Origin of the sequence: Pseudarthrobacter sp. NPDC058329 (genome assembly GCF_042879835.1) — a bacterium.
Taxonomy (GTDB): Bacteria; Actinomycetota; Actinomycetes; order Actinomycetales; family Micrococcaceae; genus Arthrobacter.
Map to the genome: position 1 here is coordinate 40,886 of NZ_JBHVZR010000015.1, position 25,504 is coordinate 66,389.

A 25,504-nucleotide genomic window follows, 5' to 3' on the forward strand; every position below is an offset into this window, starting at 1 on the left:
TCACGGGTTATGCGGCGATCAGCAGGGCGGCGGCCAGCCCCAGGAGGGCAATCAGGAGCCAGGATGCGAGGGCCGCCAGAAGTGCCCGGCCGCCGGTGTGAAGCAGCAGGCGGATCCGCACCGCCGAGCCGAGGCCGAACAGCGCGGCGCCGAGCAGGATGTCCTGCAGCGCTGCCCCCGCCTCCAGCCATCCCGCCGGGAGCCAGCCGGTGGAGCGGAGGCCCACCATCGCGATGAAGCCCAAAACAAACAGGGGTACCACCGGCGGCAGTTTCGCGTCCCCGTCCACCCCTGGCCCGGACGTCGCGCTGAGTCGCTGGTGGGCCCCGGCGATGGCCGCCACGGGTGCGAGCAGCAGCACCCGCGTGAGCTTGACGACGACGGCGATGCCAAGTGCCGCTGTCCCGGCAGTTTGTGCCGTGGCCACCACCTGGCCAACGTCGTGCACCGAGGCGCCAACCCAGGCGCCGAACACCGGGGCACTGAGCTGCAGGGGATGGACCAGCAGCGGCATGGCCCCGATGGCCAGGGTCCCGCAGAGCGTCACCAGCGCCACCGGCAGGACGGTGTCCACGTGCCGGATGCGGCGGACGGCTGCTATGGCTCCGATGGCTGAAGCGCCACAGATCGAAAAACCCGTAGCCACCAGGAGCGAGGTCTCCGGCGGAAGCCGAAACAGCCGTGAGATCAGGTATGTTCCGCCGAAGCTCGCAGCCACCACCGCAGCGATGAGCACCAGGGCCAGCCAGCCCAGCCCCAGGACGTCCATGACGCTGACCTTCAGGCCCAGCAGGACAATGCCGCCGCGCATCAGGTGCTTTCCCGCGAAGTCCAGCCCTGGGCGGGCCCTGCCGGCGGTCCAGACGCCCGTCGCCGGGAGGTTCGCTGCCAGGACGCCGAGGACCACTGCCGTGGTCATGGCAGGGAGGACGGGAACGAGCCGGTGGACCAGGAAGGCAACGGCCAACGCAACAGCCGCCGTGGCCAGGCCCGGAAGCAGCCGGCCAGCGCCTCCGGGGACGCCCGGACCGGGGGTGGGGAGGCTTCTGCGGACTGGCACTCACCTACTGTGCCGGAAAAGACACTGGATGCACGAACCAGACCATCTCCGCCAACACGCCACAATGGATGGCAGTAATGAATTCGAAACAAAAAGATGGTTGGCTATTGGACATGTCAGACCTATTCCAGGATTACTCCGTGGCCGCCGGCCGCACCGGAGCCTACGACGAGATGTTCGCCCCGGGGCAACAGGCCAGGGACTCGTATGAGCAGGTGGCGGACGCCCTGCGCAAGCTCTCCCTCGCCGATGTGAGTGCACGCGCCGACTCCATGGCGCGCACCTTCCTGGACCGTGGCGTCACCTTCGACTTCGCGGGCGAGGAGCGCCCCTTCCCGCTGGACATCGTTCCCCGGGTCATCCCCGCGGCCGAATGGGACGTGCTGGAACGCGGCGTCGCCCAGCGGGTGCATGCGCTGGAGGCGTTCCTCAACGACGTGTACGACAAGATGAACGTGGTGTCCGACGGCGTTATACCCCGGCAGCTGGTGACCACCAGCGCGCACTTCCACCGCCAGGTCCACGGTTTCGAACCGGCCGGCGGCGTCCGCGTGCACATCTCCGGCATCGACGTCGTCCGTGATGCAGCGGGCACCTTCCGGGTCCTTGAGGACAACGTCCGCGTCCCTTCCGGCGTGAGCTACGTCCTGGAGAACCGCCGCGCCATGGCCAAGGGCCTGCCCGAAGCGTTCGGCCAGCAGCTCATCCGCCCGGTGGAGGAATACCCCCGCAGGCTCCTCTCGGCCCTGCGCAAAACGGCACCCGCAGGCGTGGACGATCCCACCGTCGTCGTCCTGACCCCCGGCGTGTTCAACAGTGCCTACTTCGAGCACACCCTGCTCGCGGGCCTGATGGGTGTGGAACTGGTGGAGGGACGCGACCTCATCTGCCGCGGAAACCGCGTGTACATGCGCACCACCGCCGGCGAGCAGCGCGTGGACGTGATCTACAAACGGATCGACGACGACTTCCTGGACCCGCTGCAGTTCCGGGCCGACTCCATGCTCGGCTGCCCTGGACTCGTCAACGCCGCCCGGGCAGGCGGGGTGACCATCGCCAACGCGGTGGGCAACGGCGTCGCGGATGACAAACTGGTCTACAGTTACGTCCCAGACCTCATCCGCTACTACCTCAACGAGGAACCCATCATCGCCAACGTGGACACCTTCCGCCTGGAGGAGAAGGAAGCCCGCGAGTACACCCTGGACAACCTGGAAGAGCTCGTGGTCAAGCCCGTGGACGGCTCAGGCGGCAAGGGCCTGGTTATCGGCCCGGACGCCTCCAAGGACGAACTCGATGCCCTCCGCCAGCGGGTCATCGCGGACCCCCGCGGCTGGATCGCGCAGCCGGTGCTCCAGCTCTCCACCGTCCCCACTCTGGGCGGAGACAAGTTCGGACCCCGCCACGTGGACCTGCGGCCGTTCGCAGTGAACGACGGCGACAACGTCTGGGTACTGCCGGGCGGCCTCACGCGCGTGGCCCTGAAAGAGGGCTCGCTGATCGTGAATTCGAGCCAGGGCGGCGGTTCCAAGGACACCTGGGTCCTTGCCGACTCGCCCCAGGTACCGGTGGAAACCCTCCCGCGGCCCTCCATCTCGATCCGCGAGCGTGTCTCGGTGTGGCCGGTTGAAAGCAACTGGCGCGACCGCCAGTCGGAGCAGCAGCAGTGAACCGGGCCGTCATTACACGATCTTCTTTTCCAGTGTCGGGCCTGCAGGAGGTAGCCGCGAATGCTTAGCCGTATTGCCGAGTCCCTTTTCTGGATCGGCCGTTATGTGGAGCGTGCCGATGGCACGGCGCGCATCCTCGATGTGCACCTGGAGCGGCTGAACCACCTGCCCATGGACGAACGCAAGAGCGTGGCGCAGGAACTCCTGGCCGTCATGGGCGCCCGCCCGCAGAGCGAGGACTTCGGCCTGCCGGAACTGCTCCATGCCCTGGCGTACGACAAAACCAGCGCCACCTCCATCGCGGGATCCCTGGGTGCCGCGAGGGAGAACGCCCGCCGGGCGCGGGAGACCGTCTCCTCCGGCCTCTGGGAGAGCCTCAACACCACGTACTACGGGCTGAGCCAGCACCGCAAGGACGTGGTGGGCACGTACCGCTTCTGCAACTGGACGCTGGAACGCACCGCCATGGTGAGCGGACTGGCGGACACCACGGTGAGCCACGACGAAAGCTGGCTCTTCCTGGTGCTGGGACGCTCGCTGGAGCGGGCCGACATGACCGCCCGCATGCTGTCCACCCGTGACGTCCTGTCCGCCGGTATGTCCTGGGTCAACATGCTCCGTTGCGCCGGTGCCTACGAATCCTTCCTGCGGACCCGGCGAGCAGCTTTCGGCGACCAGCACGCGGCCGAGTTCCTGCTCCTGGACCGGCTGTTCCCGCGGTCCATCGTGTACGCGCTGCGGGATGCCGACGAATGCCTCGCCAAGTTGGATCCCTCCGCCCAGCGCGTAGGCTTCATCAACGACGCCCGCCGGATCGTGGGGCAGGCCCGCACCTTCCTTGAGTTCCACCGCACGGACGACCTCATGTCTGAGCTCCCCGAACACATGGAGCGGGTGCAAAAGGCAGTGTCCCAGGCCTCGGACGCCATTTCCCGTAAGTACTTCAATCAGGCGGACGAACTGGCCTGGGTGGGAGAAGTTTCATGACCCGGCTGAGCATCGTTCACAAGACGGCCTACAAGTACAACAAGCGGGTCACGCTGTCCTACAACGAGGCCCGCATGACGCCCCTGACCGATTCCCAGCAGGTAGTGCTGGAATCGGTGGTCAAGGTCTCGCCGTCGCAGGCTGCCGTGAGCACCTACCGCGACTACTGGGGGACCAGGGTCACGGCCTTCGACATGCAGATGCCGCACGAGCACCTCGAGGTGGTCTCCAACATCACGGTGGAGGTCCACCGCGCCGGGAAGATCCCCTCCGAGGCGGACATTGCGGGCTGGGACGTCCTCGCCTCACCCGAGACCCTCAATACGTTCAGCGACTGGCTTCCGCAGTCCAGGTTGAGCGGTCCCGGGGACGAAGTCCTGGGCATCATCCCCGGCGTGGTGGCGGGGAAGAACCCGCACGACGCCGCTATGGCCGTGTTCGAGTGGATGCGCGGTGAGATGACGTACATGTCAGGCTCAACCGCCGTCACCACCAACGCCGAGGAAGCCTGGGGCCAGCGCCAGGGCGTATGCCAGGACCTCGCCCACCTGGCGATCGGCGCGCTCCGCAGCTGCGGCATTCCGGCCAGGTACGTCTCGGGCTACTTGCACCCGCGGTCCAGCGCCGGCATCGGCGAGACCGTGGCCGGACAGTCGCATGCCTGGCTGGAATTCTGGGACGGTGACTGGCGCAGCTGGGATCCCACCAACCACAAGCCTGCCGGCGACTTCCACGTCACGGTGGCCCGGGGCCGGGACTACCGCGACGTCCCCCCGCTGAAGGGCATTTTGTCCGGTGGCGGCGGATCTGCCTTGAATGTGAGTGTGGAGATCACGCAGCTGGCCTGATGCCGCCCGGACCGGGCAACTGTCCAGGAGGCGTCCGCATCAGCGGACGCCTCCTGCGTTTATTCGGAAGCCGTCCTGGGGACGCCGCTGAGCTGCGTCCACCAGGTGAGCGGTTCCGTGACCTTGAACCGGCGGCCGGTGATGCTGTCCGGTGTGATCCGGACAAACGCGTCCTTCTTGCCCGCCTGCCAAGGGAAGAGATAGAGCCCGGTGGTCGCCAGGACCTGGTCAGTTCCCGTGACGACGTCGGCAGTGCCCTTCGCCACGACGCTCCAGGCCAGCCCGGTGTCCGGATCCACGCCGTCCGCCTCCAGTGCCACCGGGGCGCCTTTCGACGCGCCGGCCAGCTTGGTCCCTTCCCCGGTCCGGAAGACGAGGGTCCCGCCGTCCACCGTGTAGTTGATGGGGAAGATATCCGGACGTCCGTCGGCAAGGACCGCAAGCCTGCCCACGGATACCGTCCGCAGCATGGCCCAAGACTCGTGGTGTTCCAGGTTCTGTACGTCAGAAGCGGTCTCGCGGCTCATGCCGCTGAGCATACGCCTACCAGGGGCTCGGCTTGTAGTCCTTGAGGAACACCCCGTACTGGTCCTCGCCGTGCTCGCCCATCACGATCGGATCGTAAACCCGGGCGGCGCCGTCCACCAGGTCCAAAGGCGCGTGGAAGCCTTCCTCCATCAGCCGGACCTTGGTGAAGTGCGGCCGCTCATCGGTGATCCATCCGGTGTCGACGGCGGTCATCAGGATGCCATCGGTTTCCAGCATTTCCTGGGCGCTGGTCCGGGTCATCATGTTCAGCGCAGCTTTGGCCATGTTGGTGTGCGGGTGGCCGGGGCCCTTGTATGCGCGGGAGAACTGGCCTTCCATGGCAGAGACGTTCACGATGTACTTCCGGTCCGCGGTGGACCGTTTCATGGCCGGCCGGAGCCGGCTGACCAGCAGGAACGGGGCGGTGACGTTGCAGAGCTGGACCTCGAGCATTTCCAGCGGGTCCACCTCGTCCACTACCTGCGTCCAACTGTTGATGGTGGCCAGGTCCGGGACCAGCCCGCCTGCGTCAATCGCCGTTCCCGAGGCGATGCGCTCCAGCGAGGCGGAACCCGTGGAGAGCGCCAGCGACGTGATGGCGTCGCCGGCAAGCACCGGATGCTCGGTGACGCTGCTGGCCAGGGTTAGGGGGTGCTTGTCGTGGGCGTGGCCGAAGGTCACGAGCTCGGGGCCGCCGTTGGCCTGCTCGAGGGCCGCCGGAAGCGGTTCGTCCTCCGCGTCCACCAGCGGCTTGTAGGCGTTGCCGGACCGGCGCACCGTTTGGGCTGCGTTGTTGATGATGATGTCCAGCGGACCGGCCTCGTTGAGAGAGTCCGTGAGGGCCATCACCTGGGCGGGGTCACGCAGGTCGATGCCCACAATGCGGAGCCGGTGAAGCCACTCGCCGCTGTCCTCCATGGCGGCAAAGCGGCGGGCCGCATCCTTGGGGAACCGCGTAGTGATGGTGGTGTGGGCGCCGTCGCGGAGCAACCGGAGCGCGATATACATTCCGATCTTCGCGCGGCCGCCGGTGAGCAGGGCGCGGCGGCCCGTCAGGTCCGTGCGGGCGTCGCGCTTGCCGTGGTTGAACGCTGCGCACTCGGGGCAGAGCTGGTGGTAGAAAGCGTCAACCTGCGTGTAGTGCTGCTTGCAGATGTAGCAGGGGCGGGACCGGATGAGGTGCCCGGCCACCTTGCCGGTGGCAGAGGGGGCCAGCTTGTTCCCGCGGGTCTCGTCGTCGATCCGGTCCGGGGCTGCGGTGGCGGTCTGGGCGAGCACTGCCCTGTCGGCCTCGGAGATCAGGTCACGCTTGGTGACACGGCGGTGCCTCTTGACGGCCTTGAACATCTTGCCGGTTGCGCGGCGCACCGAGATGTAGTCCGGATGCTCCTCGTCATAGGCGTGGATCGTGTTGAGGACCTTGAGGCAGGCCTGGATTTCCTCAGGCGTCAGATCGGGGGAGCTCATTGTACCGATTTTACAGCCTGGGATCAGCTGCCGGCCCCACCATCAGCGGGCCGGCAGCCAAGGAGCGCCCCCGCAGGAGCGTTCCTTTGGAAGCGGTCAGGAGATACGTGCGCTGGGCGCTGTCTCTGCTGCTGCAGCTGCGTGCGTCGTGGCAACCTTGTCAACGGACGCGCGAACGTCCGGGTATTGTTCCGCTGCCGCTTTGACGGCGTTCGGCACAAGATGCAGGTTGGCGGCCGCCAGCTTGCGCTCTGCTTCGCCGGGCTCCGGAACTTCCTGGCCTTTGGACAGGACCGTGATTCCGGAATCGGTGACCTTGAAGCCGCGCGCGCGGTCCAGGTCCGGGTCCAGGCCGATCGCGGCTCCGGCCGGCACCTTAACGTTTTTGTCGATGATGGCCCGGTTGATCACGGCGCCTTCGCCGATCTGCACTTTGTCCATCAGGACGGAGTCGATGACGCGGGCGCTGGTTCCCACAAAGACATCATTGGAGAGGACTGAACCCTCCACGACGGCACCGGAGATCACCACGCCGCTGGACACGATCGAGTCCAGCGCCGTGCCCACCGTGTTGTTCTGGCCGCGGACGAACTTGGCCGGCGGGGAAATGCTCTGCCGGGTGTAGATGGGCCACTCGGAGTTGTACAGGTTGAAGACCGGCAGCGGGGAGATGAGGTCCATGTGGGCGTCATAGAAGGAATCGATGGTGCCGACGTCGCGCCAGTAGGTGCGGTCCCGCTCGGTGGAGCCGGGGATGTCGTTGAGGGTGAAATCGTAGACGTCGGCTTCGCCCTGGTTCACGAAGTAGGGAATGATGTCGCCGCCCATGTCGTGTTTGGTGTCGAGCCGCTCGGCGTCGACATGCAGGGCCGCGACCAGGGCATCGGCGTCGAACACGTAGTTGCCCATGGAGGCCAGGAACTGCGAGGGGTCTGCCGCCAGGCCGGGCGTGGTGGCGGGTTTTTCAACGAAGGCGGCAATCTTCTGGGGATCGTTCTGGTCTACCTCGATCACACCGAACTGGTCGGCCATGCTAAGCGGCTGCCGCACCGCCGCGACCGTCGCCTTGGCGCCGCTGTGGACGTGCTGCGCCACCATCTGGGCGAAGTCCATGCGGTACACGTGGTCGGCACCGACCACCACCACAATGTCCGGGTTGGCGTCGTGAATGAGGTTCAGGGACTGGTAGATGGCGTTGGCGCTGCCAAGGAACCAGCTCTTGCCCACACGCTGCTGGGCCGGGACAGACGCCACGTAGTTGCCCAGCTGCGTGGACATGCGCCAGGTCTCGGAGATGTGGCGGTCCAGGCTGTGGGACTTGTATTGGGTGAGGACCACGATCTGCAGGTAGCGCGAATTCACCAGGTTGGACAGGGCGAAGTCGATCAGGCGGTAACTTCCCGCAAAAGGCACCGCGGGCTTCGCCCGGTCAGCCGTCAGCGGCATCAGCCTGTTTCCCTCGCCGCCTGCGAGGACAATGGCCAGGACTCTTTTGTTCAACGGCATAATTGGTCGCTCCTGTACGCCTTCGTAACACCCCAAGACAGTCCGGCAAGCCCGGACTCCTTCACACTAGAACAGTTAAGCGTGAAGGACTACCTTGGTGCTTGTGCGAATAGACATTGTGACTAAAGAGTTCCCGCCGGAGATCTATGGTGGCGCCGGAGTCCACGTGGCCGAATTGAGCAGGGTGCTTAGTAAGCATGTTGACCTGCAGGTTCGTGCTTTCGGGGCTCCCCGCGACGCCGACTACCACGGTGCCGGGGTGACCTCCTACGCCGTGCCGGAAGATCTGGGCTCGGCCAACGCAGCCGTGCAGACCCTTGGTGTGGACCTGCGGATCGTTCCCGATGTCCAGGGCGCGGACCTGGTCCATTCGCATACCTGGTACGCCAACATGGCCGGCCATCTTGCGTCCCTGCTTCACGGGATTCCGCACGTCCTGAGCGCCCACAGCCTGGAGCCGCTCCGTCCTTGGAAGGCGGAGCAGCTCGGTGGGGGCTACGCGCTGTCGTCCTGGGTGGAGAAGACCGCCTACGAGGCCGCCGCCGCCATCATCGCCGTCTCCGAGGGTATGCGGCAGGACATCCTGCGCAGCTACCCCGAGGTGGATCCCGCCAAGGTGCGGGTGGTCCACAACGGCATCGACGTCGAGCTGTGGAACCGAGACGAGAACACCGACGCCGTCCGTGCCCTGGGTATTGATCCGGACAAGCCGAGTGTGGTCTTTGTGGGGAGGAACACCCGCCAGAAGGGGGTTCCTTACCTCCTGCGGGCCGCCGCCAAGCTTCCCGCCGACGTCCAGCTGGTCCTCTGCCTGGGCGCGGCCGACACGCCGGAGCTGGCTGCGGAGACTGCGCGCCTGATCGAGGACCTTCAGCGGGAGCGCACCGGGGTGGTGCTCATTGAGCGCATGCTGCCCCGGAACGAGCTCATCCAGGTGCTCAGCCACGCCACGGCCTTCGCCTGCCCCTCCATCTACGAGCCGCTTGGCATCGTCAACCTTGAGGCGATGGCCTGCGGTGCCGCTGTGGTGGCCAGCGCCACCGGCGGTATCCCCGAGGTGGTGGAGCACGGCCAAACCGGACTGCTCGTTGAACTGGAGCAGGTCACGGACGGCACCGGAACGCCCCTTGACCCGGAAAAGTTCGTCACCGAATTCGCGGCTGCCCTCACCGAGGTGGTCTCCGACCCCGAGCGGGCACGCGCCATGGGACAGGCCGGCCGGCTGCGCGCCGAACAGCACTTCTCCTGGGACTCCATTACCGAAACAACCCTCGAGGTATACCGCTCGGTGCTTCCGGCACAAAGCTAGCGGACTCCACTGAACTAACGACGACGGCGCCGCCCCCCGCAAGGGGAGCGGCGCCGTCTTCGTTCCTGCCGTCACGTGACGGTCAGTCGCGCTTTCCTGCTGCCGCGCGGGCGAGCAGTACTTTTTCGTCCACGGGGGTCTGGCCGCTGGCGCGCTGCGACCTGAAGTAGGCCCGCGCCTCATCCTGCCGCTCTTTCTCGGCACCGGTGGCAATGCTTGCCCGCACATGCTGTTCGCTGTAGCCGAAGGCGTCCACAAGGTCCACGGCGTGCGGGCGGAGCTTAACGAGCAGCCGGTTGATGTACTCGCCCACGGTGCGGCCGCGCTGCATGGAAAGGCGGCCGTTCATGAGGTACCAGGACAGGTTCTTTTCGATCAGGGAGAGTCCGAACAGGTCGCGCAGCCAGGTCAGCACCGTTTTGGTGCCGGGGTCGCCAACATCCCGGAGCGCATCCGTGAATGCCTCCCACTGGAGCAGCTCGGCGTGCGCCTGCGCTGCGTCGATGAGTTCGTTCTGGTGCCGGTTGAACAGGGCCGCACCCTTCTCCTGCGACAGCCGGCCCGTCCCCTTGAGCGCCGTTGCAGCCTCGGCCACCATGGTCTGCACACGGTCGGTGAGGAGCGCGCGCTGGCCTTCCTCGTCGCGGAGGGCGATGGCCGCCCGCTGTACCGATCCGGTGTCCGCGACGAACTGGGCCACCTGCCGCAGGCCGGTGCGGTGGATGGCGGCCCCGGTCGCCTGGCCCACCACGTACCGGGCCAGCACACCAAAGTCGACGCTGCGGAATTCCTTGGCATAGTCCGCCAGGAGGCGTTTGGCGACGAGCTGCAGCAGGACGGTGTTGTCGCCTTCAAAGGTGGCGTAGACGTCCAGGTCGGCCCGCAGAGAGGCAAAACGGTTCTCGAGCAGGAAGCCGGCACCGCCGCAGGCTTCCCGGCATTCCTGCAGGGTGTCCAGGGCGTGCCAGGTGCTCAGCGGCTTCAGCGCTGCGGCGAGGGTTTCCAGGTCCTGCCGGTCTTCGTCCGTGTCGTGGGCGCCGGAGAATACGTCGTCGAACTTTTCGAGCAGCTGCTCGTGGGCGAAACTTGCCGCGTACGTGGTGGCCAGCCTCGTGAACAGGCGCTTCTGGTGGCGCTGGTAGTCCAGGAGCACTTCCTCTTCGGTGTGGGAGGAGGCGTTGAACTGGCGGCGTTCAGTGGCGTACTGGATGGCCGCCTTCAGGGCCACTTTGGATGCGGCCACGGCAGCGCCGTCGAGGGACACGCGGCCCTGCACCAGGGTGCCCAACATGGTGAAGAAGCGGCGGCCCGGGCTGGCGATGGGGGAGCTGTACCGGCCGGAGGCGTCCACGTCCCCGTAGCGGTTCAGCAGGTTTGTCCGCGGGATCCGGACATGGGTGAAGTGCAGCCTGCCGTTGTCGATGCCGTTGAGGCCACCCTTGATGCCGTCATCTTCACCGCCGATGCCGGGCAGGAATTCCTTCGACGTCGGATCCCTCAGGTCCACGTAGAACGCGTGGACACCGTGATTGACTCCCCGGGTGACCAGCTGGGCAAACACCACCGCGCCCGTGCCGTCCGTGGCCGCGTTGCCGATGTAGTCCTTCCAGGCCGCGCGGAACGGGGTGTGGATCACGAATTCATCGGTGGCGTCGTCGTAAGTTGCCGTGGTGGCGATGCTGGCGACGTCGGAGCCGTGGCCTGTCTCCGTCATGGCGAAGCAGCCCGGGATCTCCAGGTTCATGATGCCCGGAAGCCACTTGGAGTGGTGTTCGGCGGTTCCGAGGTGCATCACCGCGGAACCGAAGAGCCCCCATTGGACGCCGGCCTTGATTTGCAGCGAAGGATCAGCCACCACCAGCTCCTCGAAACCGGCGATGTTGCCGCCATGATCATCGGAGCCGCCCAGCGACTCCGGGAACGCCCGATGCACTGCCTCGTTCTCCACAAGGTAGGTCAGCTGCCCGAATACCCTCGCACGGTGTTCCGTGTGTGTCAGGCCTTCGATCTTGTGCAGCTCAGGCCGGGCTGCGAGGCTCCTGGCCCGGAGCCGGGTTGCGGCCCACTTGCCCAGGAGCTGCTCACCCAGTGCGTCGACGTCGACGGACGGCTGTGCGCGGGCTGACGTAGAGACGGCAGCGGCCGCTGTGGCGGGACGCTGCCGGTTTCCGGCGGGACGGACCACTAGTTCAGTCATGTCAATGTCCTTCGTTGGTGCTGACAGGTGGGTTGGTGGTTTGGCAAAGGGGGCTTGTCACGCGTCAGGGGCGTTCAGCCTGGGCAGTTCGGGAGCGATGCCAACGCACAGCCACGCCGTGATCTGCCGTGCCATCGCCTCCTGCCCGGGCTTCGTAGGCGAATCGGGGGTAGTGAGCCACTGTTCGCCCGCATTCCGGACCAGCCCGATCGCAGCCTTGGGCCAGTAGCCAATCACGGCCTCCTTGCCGTCGCCCAGATGGGAACGCATGGGTGTGGCGATCATGTCCGCGACCGCGTCGAAGAAGTGTCCCAGCGCAGCGGATCCAGCTGCCGGTTCCTGGGGGCCGCCGGGCTCGGCGGCGGGCCGGGTCACAAACGTGTAGACGTTGGGGCTTGTACTGGCCATCTGCAGGTACGCCGTCACCATGGCCAGCAGACCTTCGCGCGGGGTGACAGCGCTCTGCGCGGCCTCCTGGATCCGGCGCTGCATCTGGCTGAGCACAACTTTGCCCACCGCCTGCTGGAGCCCGGCCTTGTCACCGAAGTAGCGGTAAAAGACAGACTTGGACGTTCCAGCTGCGGTGGCGATGTCCTCCATGGAGGCGTCACTCCCCAGGGTGTGTACGGCCCGGCGCGCTGACTTGATCAGCTCCCTTCGCCGTTCCTCGCGGTGGCTCTCCCAGCGTGAAGAACGCCCGTCTCCGGGCGCGGCAGTGGCGGCGGGTGCAGAACGCGTTTGCGGGTTGTTCACGATACCCAGCGTATCAGGTACGCTGGGTATCGGTAACCGAACGTGACCCGAGGAGATACCCATGTCCATTGACGGACAGCCAACCACCGGACCGGACGCGGCCGGAGCTTCCCCCGCAGCCGCCGCCCCTGCGCACCGCCGAGCAGTCATCGTCGGCGGGAACCGAATCCCGTTTGCACGGTCGGGCGGGGCCTATGCCAAGTCTTCAAACCAGGACATGCTGACAGCTGCGCTGGACGGCCTGATCGCCCGTTTTGGACTGCAGGACGAACGCATCGGGGAGGTGGCCGCCGGTGCGGTGCTCAAGCACTCAAGGGACTTCAATCTCACCCGCGAGGCCGTCCTCGGTTCTGCCCTTTCCCCGGAAACCCCCGCCTACGATCTCCAGCAGGCATGCGCCACGGGCCTGGAAACTGTGGTGGGACTGGCCAATAAGATCAAGCTGGGCCAGATCGATTCGGCTATCGCCGGTGGAGTGGATTCTGCCTCGGATGCACCCGTGGTGGTCAGCGAGGGCCTCCGAGAGGTGATCCTCGACCTCCACCGGGCCAAGAGCCTTCCGCAGCGGCTGCAGATCCTCAGCCGCCTGCGTCCCAAGGACCTGGCACCGTTGGCGCCCGGAACGTCCGAGCCGCGGACGGGGCTGTCCATGGGGGAGCACCAGGCGCTGACAACGGCCCAGTGGAAAATTTCGCGCGAGGCACAGGACGAAGTTGCCCTGAACAGCCACCGGAACCTGGCGGCTGCCTACGACGCCGGATTCTTTGATGACCTGCTCACCCCTTACCGCGGGCTGACCCGCGACGGCAACCTGCGGCCGGACACCTCCCTGGACAAGCTCTCTTCCCTGAAGCCCGTATTCGGGAAGAACCTCGGTGCCGACGCCACCATGACTGCCGGGAACTCCACGCCGCTGACCGACGGCGCCTCCACCGTCCTGCTGTCCTCGGAGGAATGGGCTGACGCCCGTGACCTGCCAAAGCTTGCCGCCGTGGTGGACGCCGAAGCAGCCGCGGTGGACTTTGTGCACGGAAAGGACGGCCTGCTGATGGCGCCCGTGTTCGCCGTGCCCAGGCTGCTTGCCCGTCACGGGCTGACACTGGACGACATCGACTTTATTGAGATCCACGAAGCCTTCGCAGCCACCGTCCTCAGCATGCTGGCCGCCTGGGAGGACGAGGAATTCGGACGCACCCGCCTGGGGCTGCCGGGAGCCTTCGGGAAAGTCGACCGTTCAACATTGAACGTCAACGGCTCGTCGCTGGCCGCCGGCCATCCCTTCGCCGCCACCGGCGGCCGGATTGTTGCCTCGCTCGCGAAGACGCTGCATGAAAAGGCCGCAACCGAGGGCCGTCCCGCGCGGGGCCTCGTCTCGGTATGCGCTGCCGGCGGCCTGGGCGTCGTCGCGATTCTCGAATCACTGTAGGGGGACGGATGACAGACAAGTACGCACAACTTGTAAACCAGGGCCTGGGCAGGAACGTGGCCAAAAAGCTCGGGCTGCCCCAGCCGGCGGTCCTTCGCCGGTACGAGCCAGGCGGCCCGCTGATCACCGGACCCGTCCTTGTCCAGGGCGGCACTGTTGGCGCCGACAGCCTTGCCGCCGAACTGCTGTCCTGGGATCTTGACGTCCGCCGGCACGCCGTTCCGCGGGAGAAGCTCGGCGCCATCCTCCTGGTGCTGGATGACGTGGCACAGCCGGAAGACCTGGGAAAGCCGGTCCTCTCCGCTGCAGCCTCCCTGCGTGATCTCGCCCCCGGAGGACGGGTCATCACCGTATCCCGGCCTGCCTCGGACGCAACCTCCCCGGCGGCAGCGGCCGCCCGCCAGGGGGTGGACGGGCTCCTGCGCTCCCTGGCAAAGGAGCTGCGGGCGGGGGCCACCGGGAACGGCATTCTCCTCGCGCCGGACGTGCAGGCGACGAGCCCGGGCGCACTCGCGGCAGTCCGGTTCTTCCTTTCCGGCCGCTCCGCCTTTGTGGACGGCCAGTTCATCCGGGTCTCCACGGCCGCGGGAGCAGCTCCCCCTGAGCTGGAGAAGCCACTGAAGGGGCGGATCGCCGTCGTCACCGGAGCAGCCCGCGGCATCGGTGCGGCCATCGCCAGAACGCTGCACCGCGACGGCGCCACCCTGGTCCTGGTGGACATCCCTGCAGCCGGCGACCAGCTGGCAGCTGTGGCCAACGAAGTTCGCGGGACTGCGCTCCAGCTGGACATCAGCAGGGACGACGCCGGACAACGGATCCTTGAGCACGCCGTCCAGCGGCACGGGCGGCTGGACATCATGGTCCACAACGCCGGCATCACGCGGGACAAGCTCCTGGCCAACATGGACGAGGCCCGCTGGAATTCGGTGATCGACATCAACATTGGTGCCCAACTTCGGATCAACGAGGCCCTTCTGGGATCTGAATACTTCCGCGCTTCCCCGCGGATTGTCTCGGTCGCTTCCACCAGTGGTATCGCAGGGAACCGGGGGCAGACAAACTATGCGGCGTCCAAAAGCGGAGTGATGGGCATGGTCCGGGCAACCGCCCCGTTGCTCGCCACCCACGGGGGAAGCATCAACGCCGTGGCACCCGGCTTCATCGAAACTGAGATGACAGCGCGTGTGCCCTTGGTGCTGCGGGAAATGGGCCGCCGCCTGAACTCACTGCAGCAGGGCGGGCAGCCAACTGATGTTGCCGAAACCATCGCGTTCTTCGCCAGCGACTCCGCCAGCGGTATCAACGGCGAGGTATTGCGCGTCTGCGGACAGAACCTGATGGGGGCATGATGCCCGCACAACCGCTGATCCTGGGGGAGATGCCGTCGCTATCGAAGCTGTACCTGAATGCGGCGGCCCAGGCAGCCCGGCGCCGGTTGCTGGGAACGCCTGACGGCTCCGTCCTTCCGGCCGAGAGCCACGAGGTCCGCGGGGTCACGGTGGACGTTGGGAACCTGACGGCCTACCAGCACCTCATCGGCGAGACGGCCAGTGACGTCCTGCCCGCCGGCTTCATCCATGCCTTGGCCTTCCCCCTGGCCATCAGCGTTATGAACCGGGACGACTTTCCGCTCCCGCTGCTGGGCATGATCCATGTGCGGAACAGCGTTGAACAAAGGCAGCCGGTGCTGTTTACGGACGCCCTGGACATCGTCGCGCACGTGGAGAAACTCAGCGGCCACCGCTCGGGGACACAGGTGGACGTGGTGGTTGAGGTGCGGAGGGCCGGGACGGATCACATCTCCTGGCGTGGCACAGCCACCTACCTGGCCAAGGGTGTCTTCCTGCCGGGAATCGACAAACCCTCAGCCGCCCCGGCCCGGATCGACTTCACGGCACCTGACCCCACCGGCCTCTGGCAGTTGGGCGTCGATACAGGCAGGGCTTACGCGGCCGTATCCGGCGATTTCAATCCCATCCACCTCAGCGTGCTGTCAGCCAAAGCACTGGGGATGCGGCGGTCCATCGCCCACGGCATGTACCTTGCCTCCAGGGCGCTCGCCGACGTCGGCGCTGTCCGGGGTGATTCGTACCTATGGGACGTGGATTTCGAGGCACCGGTCTTCCTGCCCTGCCGGGTCGCGCTGGATATCAGCACCGTCCAGGGCACAGCGGGAACATGGGAGCGCTCCGATTTCGCCGCATGGAGTCCCCGCTCCGGCCGCAGGCATTTCAGCGGCTCAGTCAGGGCCCTGTGAACCGTTGTCCTTACGACGGCGGTCCCTCGGCTCCCGGCCGGACAGCACGCAGGATCCGGTGAAGGCTGAGGAGGACGGACTCGGACGCGGGAACGGCGCCCTTTTCCAGTTCCCGGGCGGTGGTGGTTGCCATGGCGGCTTCCACCGCCGTGGTGGCGGACTTGAAAAGTTGCTCTTGTTCCTCCGATTCCGCGTCGCTGAATGAAGTGAGCAGTTTTCCGGTGGCTGTGATGGCGTCGGCGAGCGGTTCATTGTCCTGCAGCGGCACGGTGTACGGAACGTCGCTTTCCCAGATGACGTCGGAAAGCACGTCCGTCATGTCCTGGATGTGGAACGTCACCCGCTCCAGCTGGCGAAGGTTGCGGTAGTCCAAATCCATGTCCCGGGGGTGGAGTTTGCGCCGGGGATTGGCGCGCCGGCTCGCATCCGCTTCCTTGACGAGGTGCCGGACAGAGCGGGCGGCTGATGAGAGCTCATCCGAGCGGCGGGACCAATCCTCGTGCTCGGGCGGCCACGCTTCCTTCAATGCCGCCCCCATGTCTGTCAGTTGCCTGCCCAGCGCCAGGCGGAGGTCGTCCAGGCTGGCGGCCGCAGCCTTAAGGTGCAGCGGCGGAAAGACCAGGAAGTTAACCGCGATGCCAACGCCCACGCCAACGCCCATCTGCACCAGGTAGCCAAAGGAAAAGTCGTCGGCGTTGTTGCCGCCCACCAGGAGGACCAGCAGGGCCGCCGTCGGAATCCAGTCACTGCCGGAGCCGATCGCGGGCAGCCCGCCCAGCAGCACGCCTATTCCCATGAACAATGCCACCGTCAGGGGCGAGGGATCGGCTATGGTCACCAGGATGACAGCGAGGCCAATGCCCATGGTGAGCCCGGCAAGCGCCTGGAAGCCTTGCCGCACCGATCCGGCCACGTTGTGGTACATCGCCACCAGTGCTCCGAGTGGCGCGTAGTAAGGGTAGTTGGCTGCCGCCCCGGGCATCAGTGGGGCGATAAGGAATGCCAGGCCCGCGGCCAGGGCGGCCTTGGCCGCCAGTTGCAGGCGTTGTGCAGCGAAAGCCGCGGACAGCCCTTCCACTGCCTGCTTCAAAAATTGGGTCCCGTTGGCCCACCGGGATGCCGGACGTGCTTGAGAATTGCCCATCCGATCAACCCTAGGCGCCCATGCAGCCGGGGAACAAAGCTACTGGTCAGGAGGGCAGGCAAGGCGCCCGGCGAGTAACTTTTAGGACAAAGCCGCCGCGCAACGGCGCACGGCAGCGGCCAGTTGGTGGGCTTTTCCCGGTGTCCGCCCCTCCTCGGCCCGCCGTGAAATGTAGCCAAATCCCAGGCTGTAGGCGGGATCCGCGAACCCCAGCGCGGCATTGGCGCCTTCGTGGCCGAAAGCACGGTGGCTGCCGAAGTTCCGGGAGGGATGCGGCTTCATAAACACCACGGCAAAAGCGTTGTCCAGGCCCGAGGACCGGTCCAGGCCCCACACCTGTTCCTGGGACATCAACTCCACAGTCGCAGGCGTGAGGAAAGCTTCGCCGCCGTCGACGCCTGTGGTGGCTGCAGCGTAAAGCCGTGCCAGGCCCTCGGCGGATCCCACTCCGCCCGCCGCAGACATTCCCGCGCCACGAACTGCGCGGATGTTGGGGAGTTCCATGATGCTGCTGACGGCCGCGTTGCTGTTCAACCCGTCCAGGCTGAGCGGATCGATCCAGGGCTGCTGCGGATCGCTGGTGTACAGGACATCCCTGTAGCGGGGCTCCAGTTCCTCCGGCAGGCCCAGGAAGAAGTCGATCTCCAGTGCAGTCCGGATCCGCCGGTCATAGATACCCTGAAGCGTTTCTCCTGCCGTGCGGCGGCACAGCTCTTCCATCAGGATCCCGATGGTCAGGGCGTGGTAGCCGAACTGCCGCCCCGGCTGCCAGGACGGCCGTGCCGCCGCCAGGCGGGCAGCAGCGCCCGGAGTGGTGAACTCGTCCAGGGCGAAACCACCCTCCACTCCCGGAAGCCCGGCCTGGTGGGACAAAGCCTCCCGCACCAGGAGCTGGCCCTTGCCGTGGACCGCAAACTCCGGCCAGTAGTACGCCACCGTGGCGTCGAGGTCAATCAGCCCATCCTGGACCAGGAGTGCCACCGCCATGGCTGCCACTCCCTTGGAGCAGGAGTAGGCGCCCGTGATCGTCCCCTGGTCCATGTCCGGTCCGCCGGTGAGTCCCACCACCTGTTTACCGTGGTGGTAGGCGGCGAGCTGTGCGCTGTAGCCAAGGTCCTCAACATGGAACGATTCGAAGAGCTCCTGTACGTTTTCGAAGCCGGGCGCGACGTGGCATTGAGATATCTGCATCCCGCCAGTCTAGTCAGAAAGCGCTTTCCTTAGGCGTGGGCCCCGTGTCCGCGGGCAACTTCTTCTCCTGGCTTCACCGGACCCGGCGGAGTTCCCTCGCCAAAGGGCCGGCCACCCAGGGACTCGCGCCCGTGGGCGTCCAGCCAGCCGTCCAGTGCAGGGCCGGCCGGGACGATGCCGGTTGGGTTGATGTCCTCATGCACGATGTAATAGTGCTGCTTGATCTGCACGAAGTCCGTGGTGTCGCCGAACCCAGGGGTCTGGAACAGGTCGCGTGCGTAGCCCCAGAGCGCCGGCATCTCGCTTAGTTTCTGGCGGTTGCACTTGAAGTGGCCGTGGTAGACGGCGTCGAACCGCGCCAGGGTGGTGAACAGCCTCACGTCGGCTTCCGTAATGGTGTCACCCACCAGGTACCGCTGCCGGGTGAGCCTCTCTTCCAGCCAGTCCATGGCTGCCCAAAGCCGGGTGTAGGCGGCGTCGTAGGCCTTCTGCGAGCCTGCGAAGCCGCAGCGGTAGACCCCGTTGTTAACTTCGGTGAACACCCGCTTGTTGACCTCGTCGATCTCCTCCCGCAGATGCTCGGGATAAAGCCGGGGCGCCCCCGGCCGGTGGAACGTCGTCCATTCCGTCGAGAAGTCGAGCGTGATCTGCGGAAAGTTGTTGGTCACCACTTCTCCGGTGGAAACCTCAACAATCGCCGGTACGGTGATGCCCCTCGGATAGTCGGGGAAGCGCTTGAAGTAGGCCTCCTGGATGCGCTCGATCCGCAGGACGGGATCAACACCGTCGGGGTCCAAATCAAACGTCCAGGACCGCGCGTCGTGCGTGGGGCCGGGCTGCCCGAGGGAAATGGCGTCCTCGAGGCCCAGGAGGCGGCGGACAATAACCGTCCGGTTGGCCCACGGGCACGCCCTGGCAGCGATAAGGCGGTAGCGTCCCGGCTGTGCGGGCCAACCCGGCTCCCCATGGGGGCCCGGCCTGCCGTCCGAGGTAATCCGGTCCTCAATGTAATTGGTGTCGCGGTTAAATTCGGCTCCGCCCGTTACGTACGCGCCGCGCGTGCTGTGCTCGGACGTACTGCCGCTTGGCGCCTGCTGGGTGCTGTCCGGTTCCTGGCTCATGGATCCACCCTATGCGCCCGTTGGCAGGACCGCAGAGATAGGCTGCCACGCCACCAGCCAGGATCCCGCCACAAACACCGAGAACAGGGCAATCCAGATGCCCGATGGAATGGCGGTCGCCCGGTACAGCAGGTACGCGTCCGAACTGGCAAGCCGGTCCCTCCGCCGCAGGTGCACGTGGGTGAGCTTGATGAGGTCCCGTACGGCGCCCACCAGGAGTACCAGGCCCAGGATGACGGACACGTGTCCTGTGAACCCGGCTGGCACCAGGAAAATCAGGGCCAGGTTGCCGGCAATCGCGGCGGCGGTGATGAGGAAGCCCGCGGCATTGCGGAGGAACAGCAGTGTGGCTGCAAGGGCAACTGTGCTGACCGCCACGGCAGCGGGCCCCCACCCGCTGAAGCCGCACCACACAAACGCAGCGCCGACGACGCCAGGCACCGGATAGCCCCAGAAGCAGGACCACACGGTGGCAAGTTTGCTCCGGCTGTACGTGGTGGTAGTGCCTGAATGGTCCAGACGCAGCCGTATCCCGGACAGCCGCTGTCCGCTCGTGACGGCGGCGACGGCATGTCCCAGCTCGTGGGTGGCAGTCGCCAGCAGCCCAACGTACCTCCAGGACCGGCGGGGGATCGACAAGGCAGTCACTATGCAGACCACCAGCACCAGCTCCGTGAACGTAATCACGGGAACTTCCGTGCGGCTGAAGGCACTGACAAACGTGTTCCAGGGATTGTCCGGAAGGTTCATTCAGTGGTGCCCGGGAAGGAGTGGTCAATATCAGCCATAAGCCCCTACGGTACTAGGGATGGGTGGACGCTGCCGCGGCGCCCTGTGCCGCCCCGTCCACAGGCAACAGCAAACACAGGAACAGAGGAATCGTGTCATCTTTGAAGGAACGGCTGCAGGCCGACGTTGTCATCCTTATGAAGGAGCGCAACAAGACTGCGCTGACCACCGTCAGGAACGTGCTGGGCGAGATTGAGACCCGGGAGAAGTCGGGTAAGACACCCGTGCAGCTCGATGACGCGCAGGTGACATCGCTGCTTCAAAAGGAAGCCGCGAAGCGCCGGGACACGGCAGGCATTTATGCAGAAGCGGGACAACCCGACCGTGCGGCGGCGGAAATTGCCGAAGCGGAAGTGATCGAGTCCTACCTGCCCAAGCCGCTGTCCCTGGCGGAGGTCGAGGCAATCGTGGACGAGGTCATCGACGGGCTCCGCGCGGAGGGCCGCGAGCTGACGGCCCGGCAGATGGGCGAAGTGATGAAGCCTGTGACGGCAAAAGTGGCAGGGCGCTTCGACGGCAAGGAAGTCAGCCAGCTGGTACGGCAGAAGCTCGCTTAAAAAGCGGAAGGCACGTCCACCAAATGGCGGGCGTGCCTTTTGCTCAGTTGAGGGAGCGGCTGCCTGAGCCGTCCCGCCTGACTGCCTGATTAGCCTTCGCACTCGGTGCAGTAGGTGTGGCCGTCTTTCTGGCGCGCAATCTGCGAGCGGTGGCGGACCAGGAAGCAGGAGTAGCAGGTGAACTCGTCCTCTGCCTGCGGGATGACCTGCACCACGAGCTCCTCAGCGACAAACTCGCCGCCGGGTACGCCCGCGCCGTCGAGGCCGTCAGCTTCGTCCAGCTCCAGGACAACGCTGCGCGCGTCGGGAGCGTTGGCTGACTGGAGCTGCTCGAGAGAGTTGTCCTGCGATTCCTTGACGTCGGAACGCAGTTCATCGTAATCGGTTGCCAATTTAGGTGCTTCTCTTTTCTTTGATTCGTCTGTCGCGTATGAAACGTACAGCATCATCCGGGTATTCCCCAATAGCGGGAGTATATTGCCCGCCGTTTGGGTAGAGGTTTAGAGGAAGCGGCCTCCAGGATGTTCACCCTCCTGTGGCTGCACGGGGAAGGGGAGGCCGCGGCGAACGCTGCAGTCTCCACACTATTCGAAGGGGTATATGTGGAGCAGCTCACCGCAGAGTTCGGGGGCGCCGGACTGGCCGGCACCGGCGTTGGTCCGGTTCTGGAGAAGTTTGATGCAGTATCAAGGATAGTCGTCCTGCGCGGCGGCGGGCTCGGCGACTTGATTTTCGCCATTCCCGCCATTGCCGCCTTGAGAACGGCATACCCTGAGGCTTCCATCACGCTCCTCGGCACCCCGGTGCACAAGGCATTGATCGCTGCTACGAAGAGCCCAGTGGACGAAGTTCAGGTCCTGCCGTTTTCGGACGGTGTCCGGCCGGGGGCGGAAAATGAGGATGAGCTCAACCGGTTCTTCTCGGACATGCGCGCGCGCCGCTTTGACCTGGCAGTCCAGATTCACGGCGGGGGCCGGTATTCCAATCCCTTCCTGCTCCGGCTGGGCGCCCGGCATACAGTGGGGACGCGGACGCCCGACGCAGCCAGCCTGGAACGCACAGTTCCATACGTCTATTACCAGCACGAACCCCTCCGGGCGCTCGAGGTGGCCGGGTTCGCCGGTGCCTTCCCTGTTGACCTCGAGGCCCGCCTGGCGCCGGCAGATGGAGTGCGCCCCCTTGCCCGAGCAGCTGACGACGACGGCCGGCCTTTGGTGGTGATGCATCCCGGCGCAACGGATCCACGCCGTCGTTGGCCCGCGGAGCGGTTTGCTGAGCTTGCCGTGGCATGTGCCGCGGACGGTTTCCAGGTGGTGGTAGTGGGCGATGTGAGTGAAAGGGCCATTGCCGACCGCATCGTTGAACTTGCTGCCTCCGGCCCGGTCCGGTCACTGGCGGGCCAGTTGGATATGGCAGGTTTGGTGGCCTTGCTGGTGAGTGCCGCCGTGGTAGTGGGCAACGACAGCGGCCCGCGGCATCTCGCCCAAGCGCTCGGGGTGCCCACGGTAGGGATCTTCTGGACCGGCAACGTAATTAATGCCGGCGCACTGGGGCGGAGCCTGCACCGGATCCGCGCTTCGTGGGTGACCACCTGTCCCACCTGCGGCGTGGACGTCACCCAGGTGGGGTGGACTGCTCCCCGTTGCGCCCACGACGACTCTCTGGTGGCCGGCATCGAAGCGCGGGATGTGCACGAGGATGTCCGCAGCCTGGCGGCCACCGAACTGGCCAGGCCTGAAGCATGAGCGTTCCGGAAAGTGCGGCTGTAGGGGAAGCAACGGAGCTGCACGATGGGAAGCCCGAGCTCCTGGTGCTTCGGGCGCTGAAACTGGGGGACCTGCTCGTCGCAGTGCCGGCCCTGAAGGCGCTCCGGCGCACATACCCGGAGCACAGGCTGCGGTACGCGGCGCAGGGCTGGCTTTCGGAGGCGCTGGGACTCGTGGGCGGCTACGAACTTTTCCCCACACACGGGTTGGACGAGCCGCTGGCCGTGGAGCCCGGCGTCGTGGATGTTGCAGTCAACCTGCACGGCAGCGGACCGGAAAGCCAGGGCCGGATCGAGGCGCTGCAGGCCCGGCAAACCATCGGTCACCGGAGCCAGTACCGGGACGGGCCGCCATGGCGGAACGAACTGCACGAGAGGGAACGCTGGGCCAAGCTCCTGGAATGGCACGGCATCGAAGCTGACCCTTTGGACATCCAACTGAACACCCCGCACGTGCCCAGCCCCGTTCCCGGTGCCACCGTACTGCATGTGGGGGCCGCCTACGGCAGCCGCCTTTGGCCTGCCGGGCGCTTTGCAGCAGTTGCCTCTGCCCTTGACCAGGCCGGGCACAACGTGGTGTTCACGGGCGGCAGCGGGGAACGGGACCGGGCACTGGATGTGTGCCGCCGCTCGGGGCTTGGGGAGGACACGGTTCTGGCGGGGCGGCTCGGGCTCGCGGAGTTCGCCGCGACTATTGCGTCGGCCCGCCTGGTGATCTCCGCGGACACCGGGGCTGCGCATCTGGCCTCGGCCTACGGCACGGCCTCGGTGGTGTTGTTCGGGCCGGCCCCGCCGGAGATTTGGGGTCCGCCCCCGGGCCCGCACGTTGTCCTGACCCGGGCTGAGCTGCGGCGGGGGGACACCTTCGCTGTTGAGCCGGACCCGGCGCTGATGGCAATCACGGTGCAGGATGTTCTGGCTGCAGTGCGGGGACTCGGCGTGCTGTAGGCCAGCGTTCCAAAGTGGGGGGATACCCGCCGAATTTGGTGCTCTTGCTGGAGGCTCTGAAGTCCTAACATTAGTCATGGGCGCTGAGATGGAAATTACCTTGGTGTTGACGATGGCATTCCTGTGGGTCGCTGGCACTTTCGCTATTCTGACCGGTATTGATCGGCCTGAAAGGAAGACCAGACGCCAGGAGCGCAGGGCCGAGCGGGCGGGACGGCGCCGGGTCCAGTACCGGCCGGTTGCGCGTGGCTCCCGGCTGGCGGGGCGCAGGCAGCCGCGGGCCCACAGCCTGCGACCGCATTAGGCCGCGGACGCCGGGAGACTTTACCCCCTTACCTGATGTGACTGCCGGCGGATGCAGTCCGGACCGCGCCGGCCACAACCAGCGAGTGGGGGTTGGGGCGTCCGGCCCGGACCAGCGTGGCAATTGCCTGGGCGATCTTTCGTCCGCCCTGTGAGGACGGTTCGATGGCGTTGGCGTAGTCCGCGTCTTCATTGCAAATGAGCCGCAGGTCGATCAGTGGTGTGCCGCTGGCAAAGGCTGCCCGGGTAATGGAATCGTTGAAGAGGGTCAGCGCCGCCTTGATGACCTTCTGGTTCGGTTCTGATGGGGGAGTGTCGTAGATGCTGCACACCGCCGTCGGCAGGCCCTGTGCCAGGACGGCAGGCAGCATGGCCCGGTAGTCGGCGTCGAACGTTTCCCTGCCGGCATCAAGCAGAAGCAGGGCCTCGGCAACCGAGCCCGGACGTTCCTGCAACAGCGGCGCATAGCCCATGGCGTCGTTTCCACCAACACTCACCACCAGATGGGTGGCATCCGCGGGAAGGGCGCGCAACTGGCGGGCGACGCCGGTGATGACGTCGCCGTCGATGGCCAGGAGTGAGCATTTCCAGCCCGGAAGCTCCTGCCGGAGTTCACTGATAACGTCGGGGCCGCCGTTCACGTAGGCGGCGTTGTCGAAGATGGAATCGCCTAAAAGGACCACATGGCCACTTCCCTGGTCCTCATCCGTCAGGTCGTACATGAAGGCCATATTCCACCCTTGCGCGGACCGGCCGCTACTGGCAGGGGACTGCACGGAAGCGAACCGCCGTCCACCACCCCCTCGTTTGTTGTTGCAGTATGGTCGCTCCACGCTTGGTACGCGCCGATATACTCCCCCGAGCGTTTTTCGGTCGCGAGGGCTTCCAGGCGCGCGCCTAGGTCCTGGCGCCGGAGTGGGTCGGGGGAGGAGAGACTACCGCTCACGCCAAACTCCAGGACCAGCAATGCCCACTCATCTCAGCCCGCTGAGCTTTATGACGCTCTGCTATCGGGGAGCAAGCCGCTGAAAAGGCCCCCAGCTCTTTGGGTAGAGTCTCTTCAATGGCCCCGTTGAAAAAGACCTTGACCGGCAATGTTGACGTCCGGGTTTTGGCTTCCAGCGACGCCCGCCACATGAAGGACGCGTACCTGCGGAACAGGGCCCACCTCGCCCCATGGGAACCCGAACGCTCCGATGATTTCTTTACCGCGGCCGGGCAGAGCAAAGTCCTCGAATCCAAGCTGGCATCATACGCAGCCGGTTTGGAAGTGCCTTGGGTACTTCTCGATGGGGAACTCGTCATCGGTGCCATAACGCTAAGCGGAATCGTGGGGGGACCCTTTTGCAGCGCCAACGTGGGCTACTGGGTTGACCACGAATACGCTGGCCGGGGCATCGGCTCGGCTGCCCTCCAGTTTGTGCTGGCTTTCGCCACGAACGAATTGGAGCTGCACCGGATCCAGGCGGCAACGCTCCTGCATAATGCCGCGTCCCAGAAGATTCTTCAACGTGCCGGCTTCGAAAAGATAGGGATGGCGCCCGCTTACCTGAACATCGCCGGTGCCTGGCAGGACCACAACCTGTACCAGCGCATCCTGTACTGAAGACGCCAAAGTCAGGTAAATTCCGTCCGGCGCAATGCTGTGCCCAGGGTCCCCGCAGGTATGTGCGGCAGG

General features: G+C 65.9%; 23 protein-coding genes. 11 read left to right on the forward strand and 12 right to left on the reverse strand.

Going from position 1 to position 25,504, the window contains the following annotated elements; genetic code table 11:
• Positions 1-7: 7 nt before the first annotated feature.
• Positions 8-1,060, reverse strand: coding sequence for a YeiH family protein (locus ACFVYC_RS17200; protein ID WP_387552521.1), 1,053 nt, complete (start codon positions 1,058-1,060; stop codon positions 8-10).
• Positions 1,061-1,173: 113 nt separating this feature from the next.
• Here ACFVYC_RS17200 and ACFVYC_RS17205 point away from each other — a divergent pair, with 113 nt between their 5' ends.
• The 3 genes from ACFVYC_RS17205 to ACFVYC_RS17215 are packed head-to-tail and all read left to right on the forward strand — an operon-like array spanning position 1,174 to position 4,565.
• On the forward strand, positions 1,174-2,730 hold the full coding sequence (locus ACFVYC_RS17205; RefSeq protein ID WP_387552523.1) for a circularly permuted type 2 ATP-grasp protein: 1,557 nt from the start codon (positions 1,174-1,176) through the stop codon (positions 2,728-2,730).
• Between the two features lie 60 nt (positions 2,731-2,790).
• A complete protein-coding gene (locus ACFVYC_RS17210; protein ID WP_102975536.1) occupies positions 2,791-3,717 on the forward strand; it encodes an alpha-E domain-containing protein in 927 nt (308 codons plus the stop codon).
• Positions 3,714-4,565, forward strand: coding sequence for a transglutaminase N-terminal domain-containing protein (locus ACFVYC_RS17215; protein WP_387552525.1), 852 nt, complete (start codon positions 3,714-3,716; stop codon positions 4,563-4,565). Before ACFVYC_RS17210 ends, ACFVYC_RS17215 begins: the two co-directional genes overlap by 4 nt.
• A gap of 59 nt (positions 4,566-4,624) precedes the next feature.
• Here the strand turns inward: ACFVYC_RS17215 and ACFVYC_RS17220 are convergent, their stop codons facing one another.
• The 3 genes from ACFVYC_RS17220 to glgC all read right to left on the reverse strand — a co-directional run bounded on the left by ACFVYC_RS17220 (position 4,625) and on the right by glgC (position 8,066).
• Positions 4,625-5,092 carry a pyridoxamine 5'-phosphate oxidase family protein gene (locus tag ACFVYC_RS17220; RefSeq protein WP_387552527.1) on the reverse strand — a complete coding sequence of 156 codons (468 nt, stop codon included), beginning with the start codon at positions 5,090-5,092 and terminating at the stop codon, positions 4,625-4,627.
• Between the two features lie 16 nt (positions 5,093-5,108).
• A complete protein-coding gene (locus ACFVYC_RS17225; RefSeq protein WP_387552529.1) occupies positions 5,109-6,560 on the reverse strand; it encodes an SDR family NAD(P)-dependent oxidoreductase in 1,452 nt (483 codons plus the stop codon).
• A gap of 96 nt (positions 6,561-6,656) precedes the next feature.
• The gene (gene glgC, locus ACFVYC_RS17230; protein WP_387552531.1) at positions 6,657-8,066 is read right to left on the reverse strand and encodes a glucose-1-phosphate adenylyltransferase; all 1,410 of its coding nucleotides are present in this window, start codon (positions 8,064-8,066) and stop codon (positions 6,657-6,659) included.
• 103 nt (positions 8,067-8,169) lie between these two features.
• On the opposite strand from glgC, the gene glgA reads away from it, so the two are divergent.
• Positions 8,170-9,375 carry a glycogen synthase gene (gene glgA / locus ACFVYC_RS17235; protein ID WP_387552642.1) on the forward strand — a complete coding sequence of 402 codons (1,206 nt, stop codon included), beginning with the start codon at positions 8,170-8,172 and terminating at the stop codon, positions 9,373-9,375.
• A gap of 82 nt (positions 9,376-9,457) precedes the next feature.
• Here glgA and ACFVYC_RS17240 read toward each other — a convergent pair whose 3' ends face one another.
• Positions 9,458-11,572 carry an acyl-CoA dehydrogenase gene (locus ACFVYC_RS17240; protein ID WP_387552533.1) on the reverse strand — a complete coding sequence of 705 codons (2,115 nt, stop codon included), beginning with the start codon at positions 11,570-11,572 and terminating at the stop codon, positions 9,458-9,460.
• Positions 11,573-11,629: 57 nt separating this feature from the next.
• Positions 11,630-12,223: a TetR/AcrR family transcriptional regulator gene (locus ACFVYC_RS17245; protein WP_387552644.1), complete on the reverse strand. Its 594-nt coding sequence runs from the start codon at positions 12,221-12,223 to the stop codon at positions 11,630-11,632.
• A 163-nt stretch (positions 12,224-12,386) separates the two neighbouring features.
• Between ACFVYC_RS17245 and ACFVYC_RS17250 the strand changes: the two genes are divergently transcribed.
• The 3 genes from ACFVYC_RS17250 to ACFVYC_RS17260 are packed head-to-tail and all read left to right on the forward strand — an operon-like array spanning position 12,387 to position 16,008.
• Entirely contained in the window at positions 12,387-13,751 is a 1,365-nt protein-coding gene (locus ACFVYC_RS17250; RefSeq protein ID WP_387552535.1) for an acetyl-CoA C-acetyltransferase, read from the forward strand.
• A gap of 8 nt (positions 13,752-13,759) precedes the next feature.
• Positions 13,760-15,100, forward strand: a complete 1,341-nt coding sequence (locus ACFVYC_RS17255) for a 3-oxoacyl-ACP reductase (RefSeq protein ID WP_387552537.1) — start codon at positions 13,760-13,762, stop codon at positions 15,098-15,100.
• A complete protein-coding gene (locus ACFVYC_RS17260) occupies positions 15,097-16,008 on the forward strand; it encodes a MaoC family dehydratase (RefSeq protein ID WP_387552539.1) in 912 nt (303 codons plus the stop codon). The genes ACFVYC_RS17255 and ACFVYC_RS17260 overlap by 4 nt, the downstream gene beginning before the upstream one ends.
• Positions 16,009-16,018: 10 nt before the next feature.
• Here the strand turns inward: ACFVYC_RS17260 and ACFVYC_RS17265 are convergent, their stop codons facing one another.
• The 4 genes from ACFVYC_RS17265 to ACFVYC_RS17280 all read right to left on the reverse strand — a co-directional run bounded on the left by ACFVYC_RS17265 (position 16,019) and on the right by ACFVYC_RS17280 (position 20,214).
• Positions 16,019-17,152: an aromatic acid exporter family protein gene (locus ACFVYC_RS17265; RefSeq protein ID WP_387552541.1), complete on the reverse strand. Its 1,134-nt coding sequence runs from the start codon at positions 17,150-17,152 to the stop codon at positions 16,019-16,021.
• Between the two features lie 81 nt (positions 17,153-17,233).
• Entirely contained in the window at positions 17,234-18,343 is a 1,110-nt protein-coding gene (locus tag ACFVYC_RS17270) for a serine hydrolase domain-containing protein (RefSeq protein ID WP_387552543.1), read from the reverse strand.
• 29 nt (positions 18,344-18,372) lie between these two features.
• Positions 18,373-19,464 (reverse strand): glutathione S-transferase family protein, encoded by a 1,092-nt coding sequence (locus tag ACFVYC_RS17275; RefSeq protein ID WP_387552545.1) that lies wholly within the window; start codon positions 19,462-19,464, stop codon positions 18,373-18,375.
• 9 nt (positions 19,465-19,473) lie between these two features.
• The gene (locus ACFVYC_RS17280) at positions 19,474-20,214 is read right to left on the reverse strand and encodes a M50 family metallopeptidase (RefSeq protein ID WP_387552546.1); all 741 of its coding nucleotides are present in this window, start codon (positions 20,212-20,214) and stop codon (positions 19,474-19,476) included.
• A gap of 131 nt (positions 20,215-20,345) precedes the next feature.
• Between ACFVYC_RS17280 and ACFVYC_RS17285 the strand changes: the two genes are divergently transcribed.
• Positions 20,346-20,810 (forward strand): GatB/YqeY domain-containing protein, encoded by a 465-nt coding sequence (locus ACFVYC_RS17285; RefSeq protein WP_387552548.1) that lies wholly within the window; start codon positions 20,346-20,348, stop codon positions 20,808-20,810.
• An 89-nt stretch (positions 20,811-20,899) separates the two neighbouring features.
• Here the strand turns inward: ACFVYC_RS17285 and ACFVYC_RS17290 are convergent, their stop codons facing one another.
• Complete coding sequence (locus tag ACFVYC_RS17290) at positions 20,900-21,202, reverse strand: DUF4193 domain-containing protein (protein WP_104043953.1); 303 nt, start codon at positions 21,200-21,202, stop codon at positions 20,900-20,902.
• 210 nt (positions 21,203-21,412) lie between these two features.
• Here ACFVYC_RS17290 and ACFVYC_RS17295 point away from each other — a divergent pair, with 210 nt between their 5' ends.
• Positions 21,413-22,555, forward strand: coding sequence for a glycosyltransferase family 9 protein (locus tag ACFVYC_RS17295; protein ID WP_387552646.1), 1,143 nt, complete (start codon positions 21,413-21,415; stop codon positions 22,553-22,555).
• Complete coding sequence (locus tag ACFVYC_RS17300; RefSeq protein ID WP_387552550.1) at positions 22,552-23,523, forward strand: glycosyltransferase family 9 protein; 972 nt, start codon at positions 22,552-22,554, stop codon at positions 23,521-23,523. The genes ACFVYC_RS17295 and ACFVYC_RS17300 overlap by 4 nt, the downstream gene beginning before the upstream one ends.
• Before the next feature lie 332 nt (positions 23,524-23,855).
• Here ACFVYC_RS17300 and ACFVYC_RS17305 read toward each other — a convergent pair whose 3' ends face one another.
• Positions 23,856-24,557: an SGNH/GDSL hydrolase family protein gene (locus tag ACFVYC_RS17305; protein WP_387552552.1), complete on the reverse strand. Its 702-nt coding sequence runs from the start codon at positions 24,555-24,557 to the stop codon at positions 23,856-23,858.
• Between the two features lie 332 nt (positions 24,558-24,889).
• On the opposite strand from ACFVYC_RS17305, the gene ACFVYC_RS17310 reads away from it, so the two are divergent.
• Positions 24,890-25,432, forward strand: coding sequence for a GNAT family N-acetyltransferase (locus ACFVYC_RS17310; RefSeq protein WP_387552554.1), 543 nt, complete (start codon positions 24,890-24,892; stop codon positions 25,430-25,432).
• The last annotated feature ends 72 nt before the right edge of the window (positions 25,433-25,504 follow it).

What these genes read in the sequence shown, in the direction of transcription:
- ACFVYC_RS17300 (WP_387552550.1), top strand. Translation starts at nt 22,552, where the DNA reads ATGAGCGTTCCGGAAAGTGCGGCTGTAGGGGAAGCAACGGAGCTGCAC.
- ACFVYC_RS17255 (WP_387552537.1), top strand. Translation starts at nt 13,760, where the DNA reads ATGACAGACAAGTACGCACAACTTGTAAACCAGGGCCTGGGCAGGAAC.
- ACFVYC_RS17310 (WP_387552554.1), top strand. Translation starts at nt 24,890, where the DNA reads ATGGCCCCGTTGAAAAAGACCTTGACCGGCAATGTTGACGTCCGGGTT.
- ACFVYC_RS17305 (WP_387552552.1), bottom strand. Translation starts at nt 24,557, where the DNA reads ATGGCCTTCATGTACGACCTGACGGATGAGGACCAGGGAAGTGGCCAT.
- ACFVYC_RS17270 (WP_387552543.1), bottom strand. Translation starts at nt 18,343, where the DNA reads ATGCAGATATCTCAATGCCACGTCGCGCCCGGCTTCGAAAACGTACAG.
- ACFVYC_RS17280 (WP_387552546.1), bottom strand. Translation starts at nt 20,214, where the DNA reads ATGAACCTTCCGGACAATCCCTGGAACACGTTTGTCAGTGCCTTCAGC.
- ACFVYC_RS17215 (WP_387552525.1), top strand. Translation starts at nt 3,714, where the DNA reads ATGACCCGGCTGAGCATCGTTCACAAGACGGCCTACAAGTACAACAAG.
- ACFVYC_RS17205 (WP_387552523.1), top strand. Translation starts at nt 1,174, where the DNA reads ATGTCAGACCTATTCCAGGATTACTCCGTGGCCGCCGGCCGCACCGGA.
- glgC (WP_387552531.1), bottom strand. Translation starts at nt 8,066, where the DNA reads ATGCCGTTGAACAAAAGAGTCCTGGCCATTGTCCTCGCAGGCGGCGAG.
- ACFVYC_RS17260 (WP_387552539.1), top strand. Translation starts at nt 15,097, where the DNA reads ATGATGCCCGCACAACCGCTGATCCTGGGGGAGATGCCGTCGCTATCG.
- ACFVYC_RS17250 (WP_387552535.1), top strand. Translation starts at nt 12,387, where the DNA reads ATGTCCATTGACGGACAGCCAACCACCGGACCGGACGCGGCCGGAGCT.
- ACFVYC_RS17265 (WP_387552541.1), bottom strand. Translation starts at nt 17,152, where the DNA reads ATGGGCAATTCTCAAGCACGTCCGGCATCCCGGTGGGCCAACGGGACC.
- ACFVYC_RS17240 (WP_387552533.1), bottom strand. Translation starts at nt 11,572, where the DNA reads ATGACTGAACTAGTGGTCCGTCCCGCCGGAAACCGGCAGCGTCCCGCC.
- ACFVYC_RS17225 (WP_387552529.1), bottom strand. Translation starts at nt 6,560, where the DNA reads ATGAGCTCCCCCGATCTGACGCCTGAGGAAATCCAGGCCTGCCTCAAG.
- ACFVYC_RS17210 (WP_102975536.1), top strand. Translation starts at nt 2,791, where the DNA reads ATGCTTAGCCGTATTGCCGAGTCCCTTTTCTGGATCGGCCGTTATGTG.
- ACFVYC_RS17275 (WP_387552545.1), bottom strand. Translation starts at nt 19,464, where the DNA reads ATGAGCCAGGAACCGGACAGCACCCAGCAGGCGCCAAGCGGCAGTACG.
- ACFVYC_RS17220 (WP_387552527.1), bottom strand. Translation starts at nt 5,092, where the DNA reads ATGAGCCGCGAGACCGCTTCTGACGTACAGAACCTGGAACACCACGAG.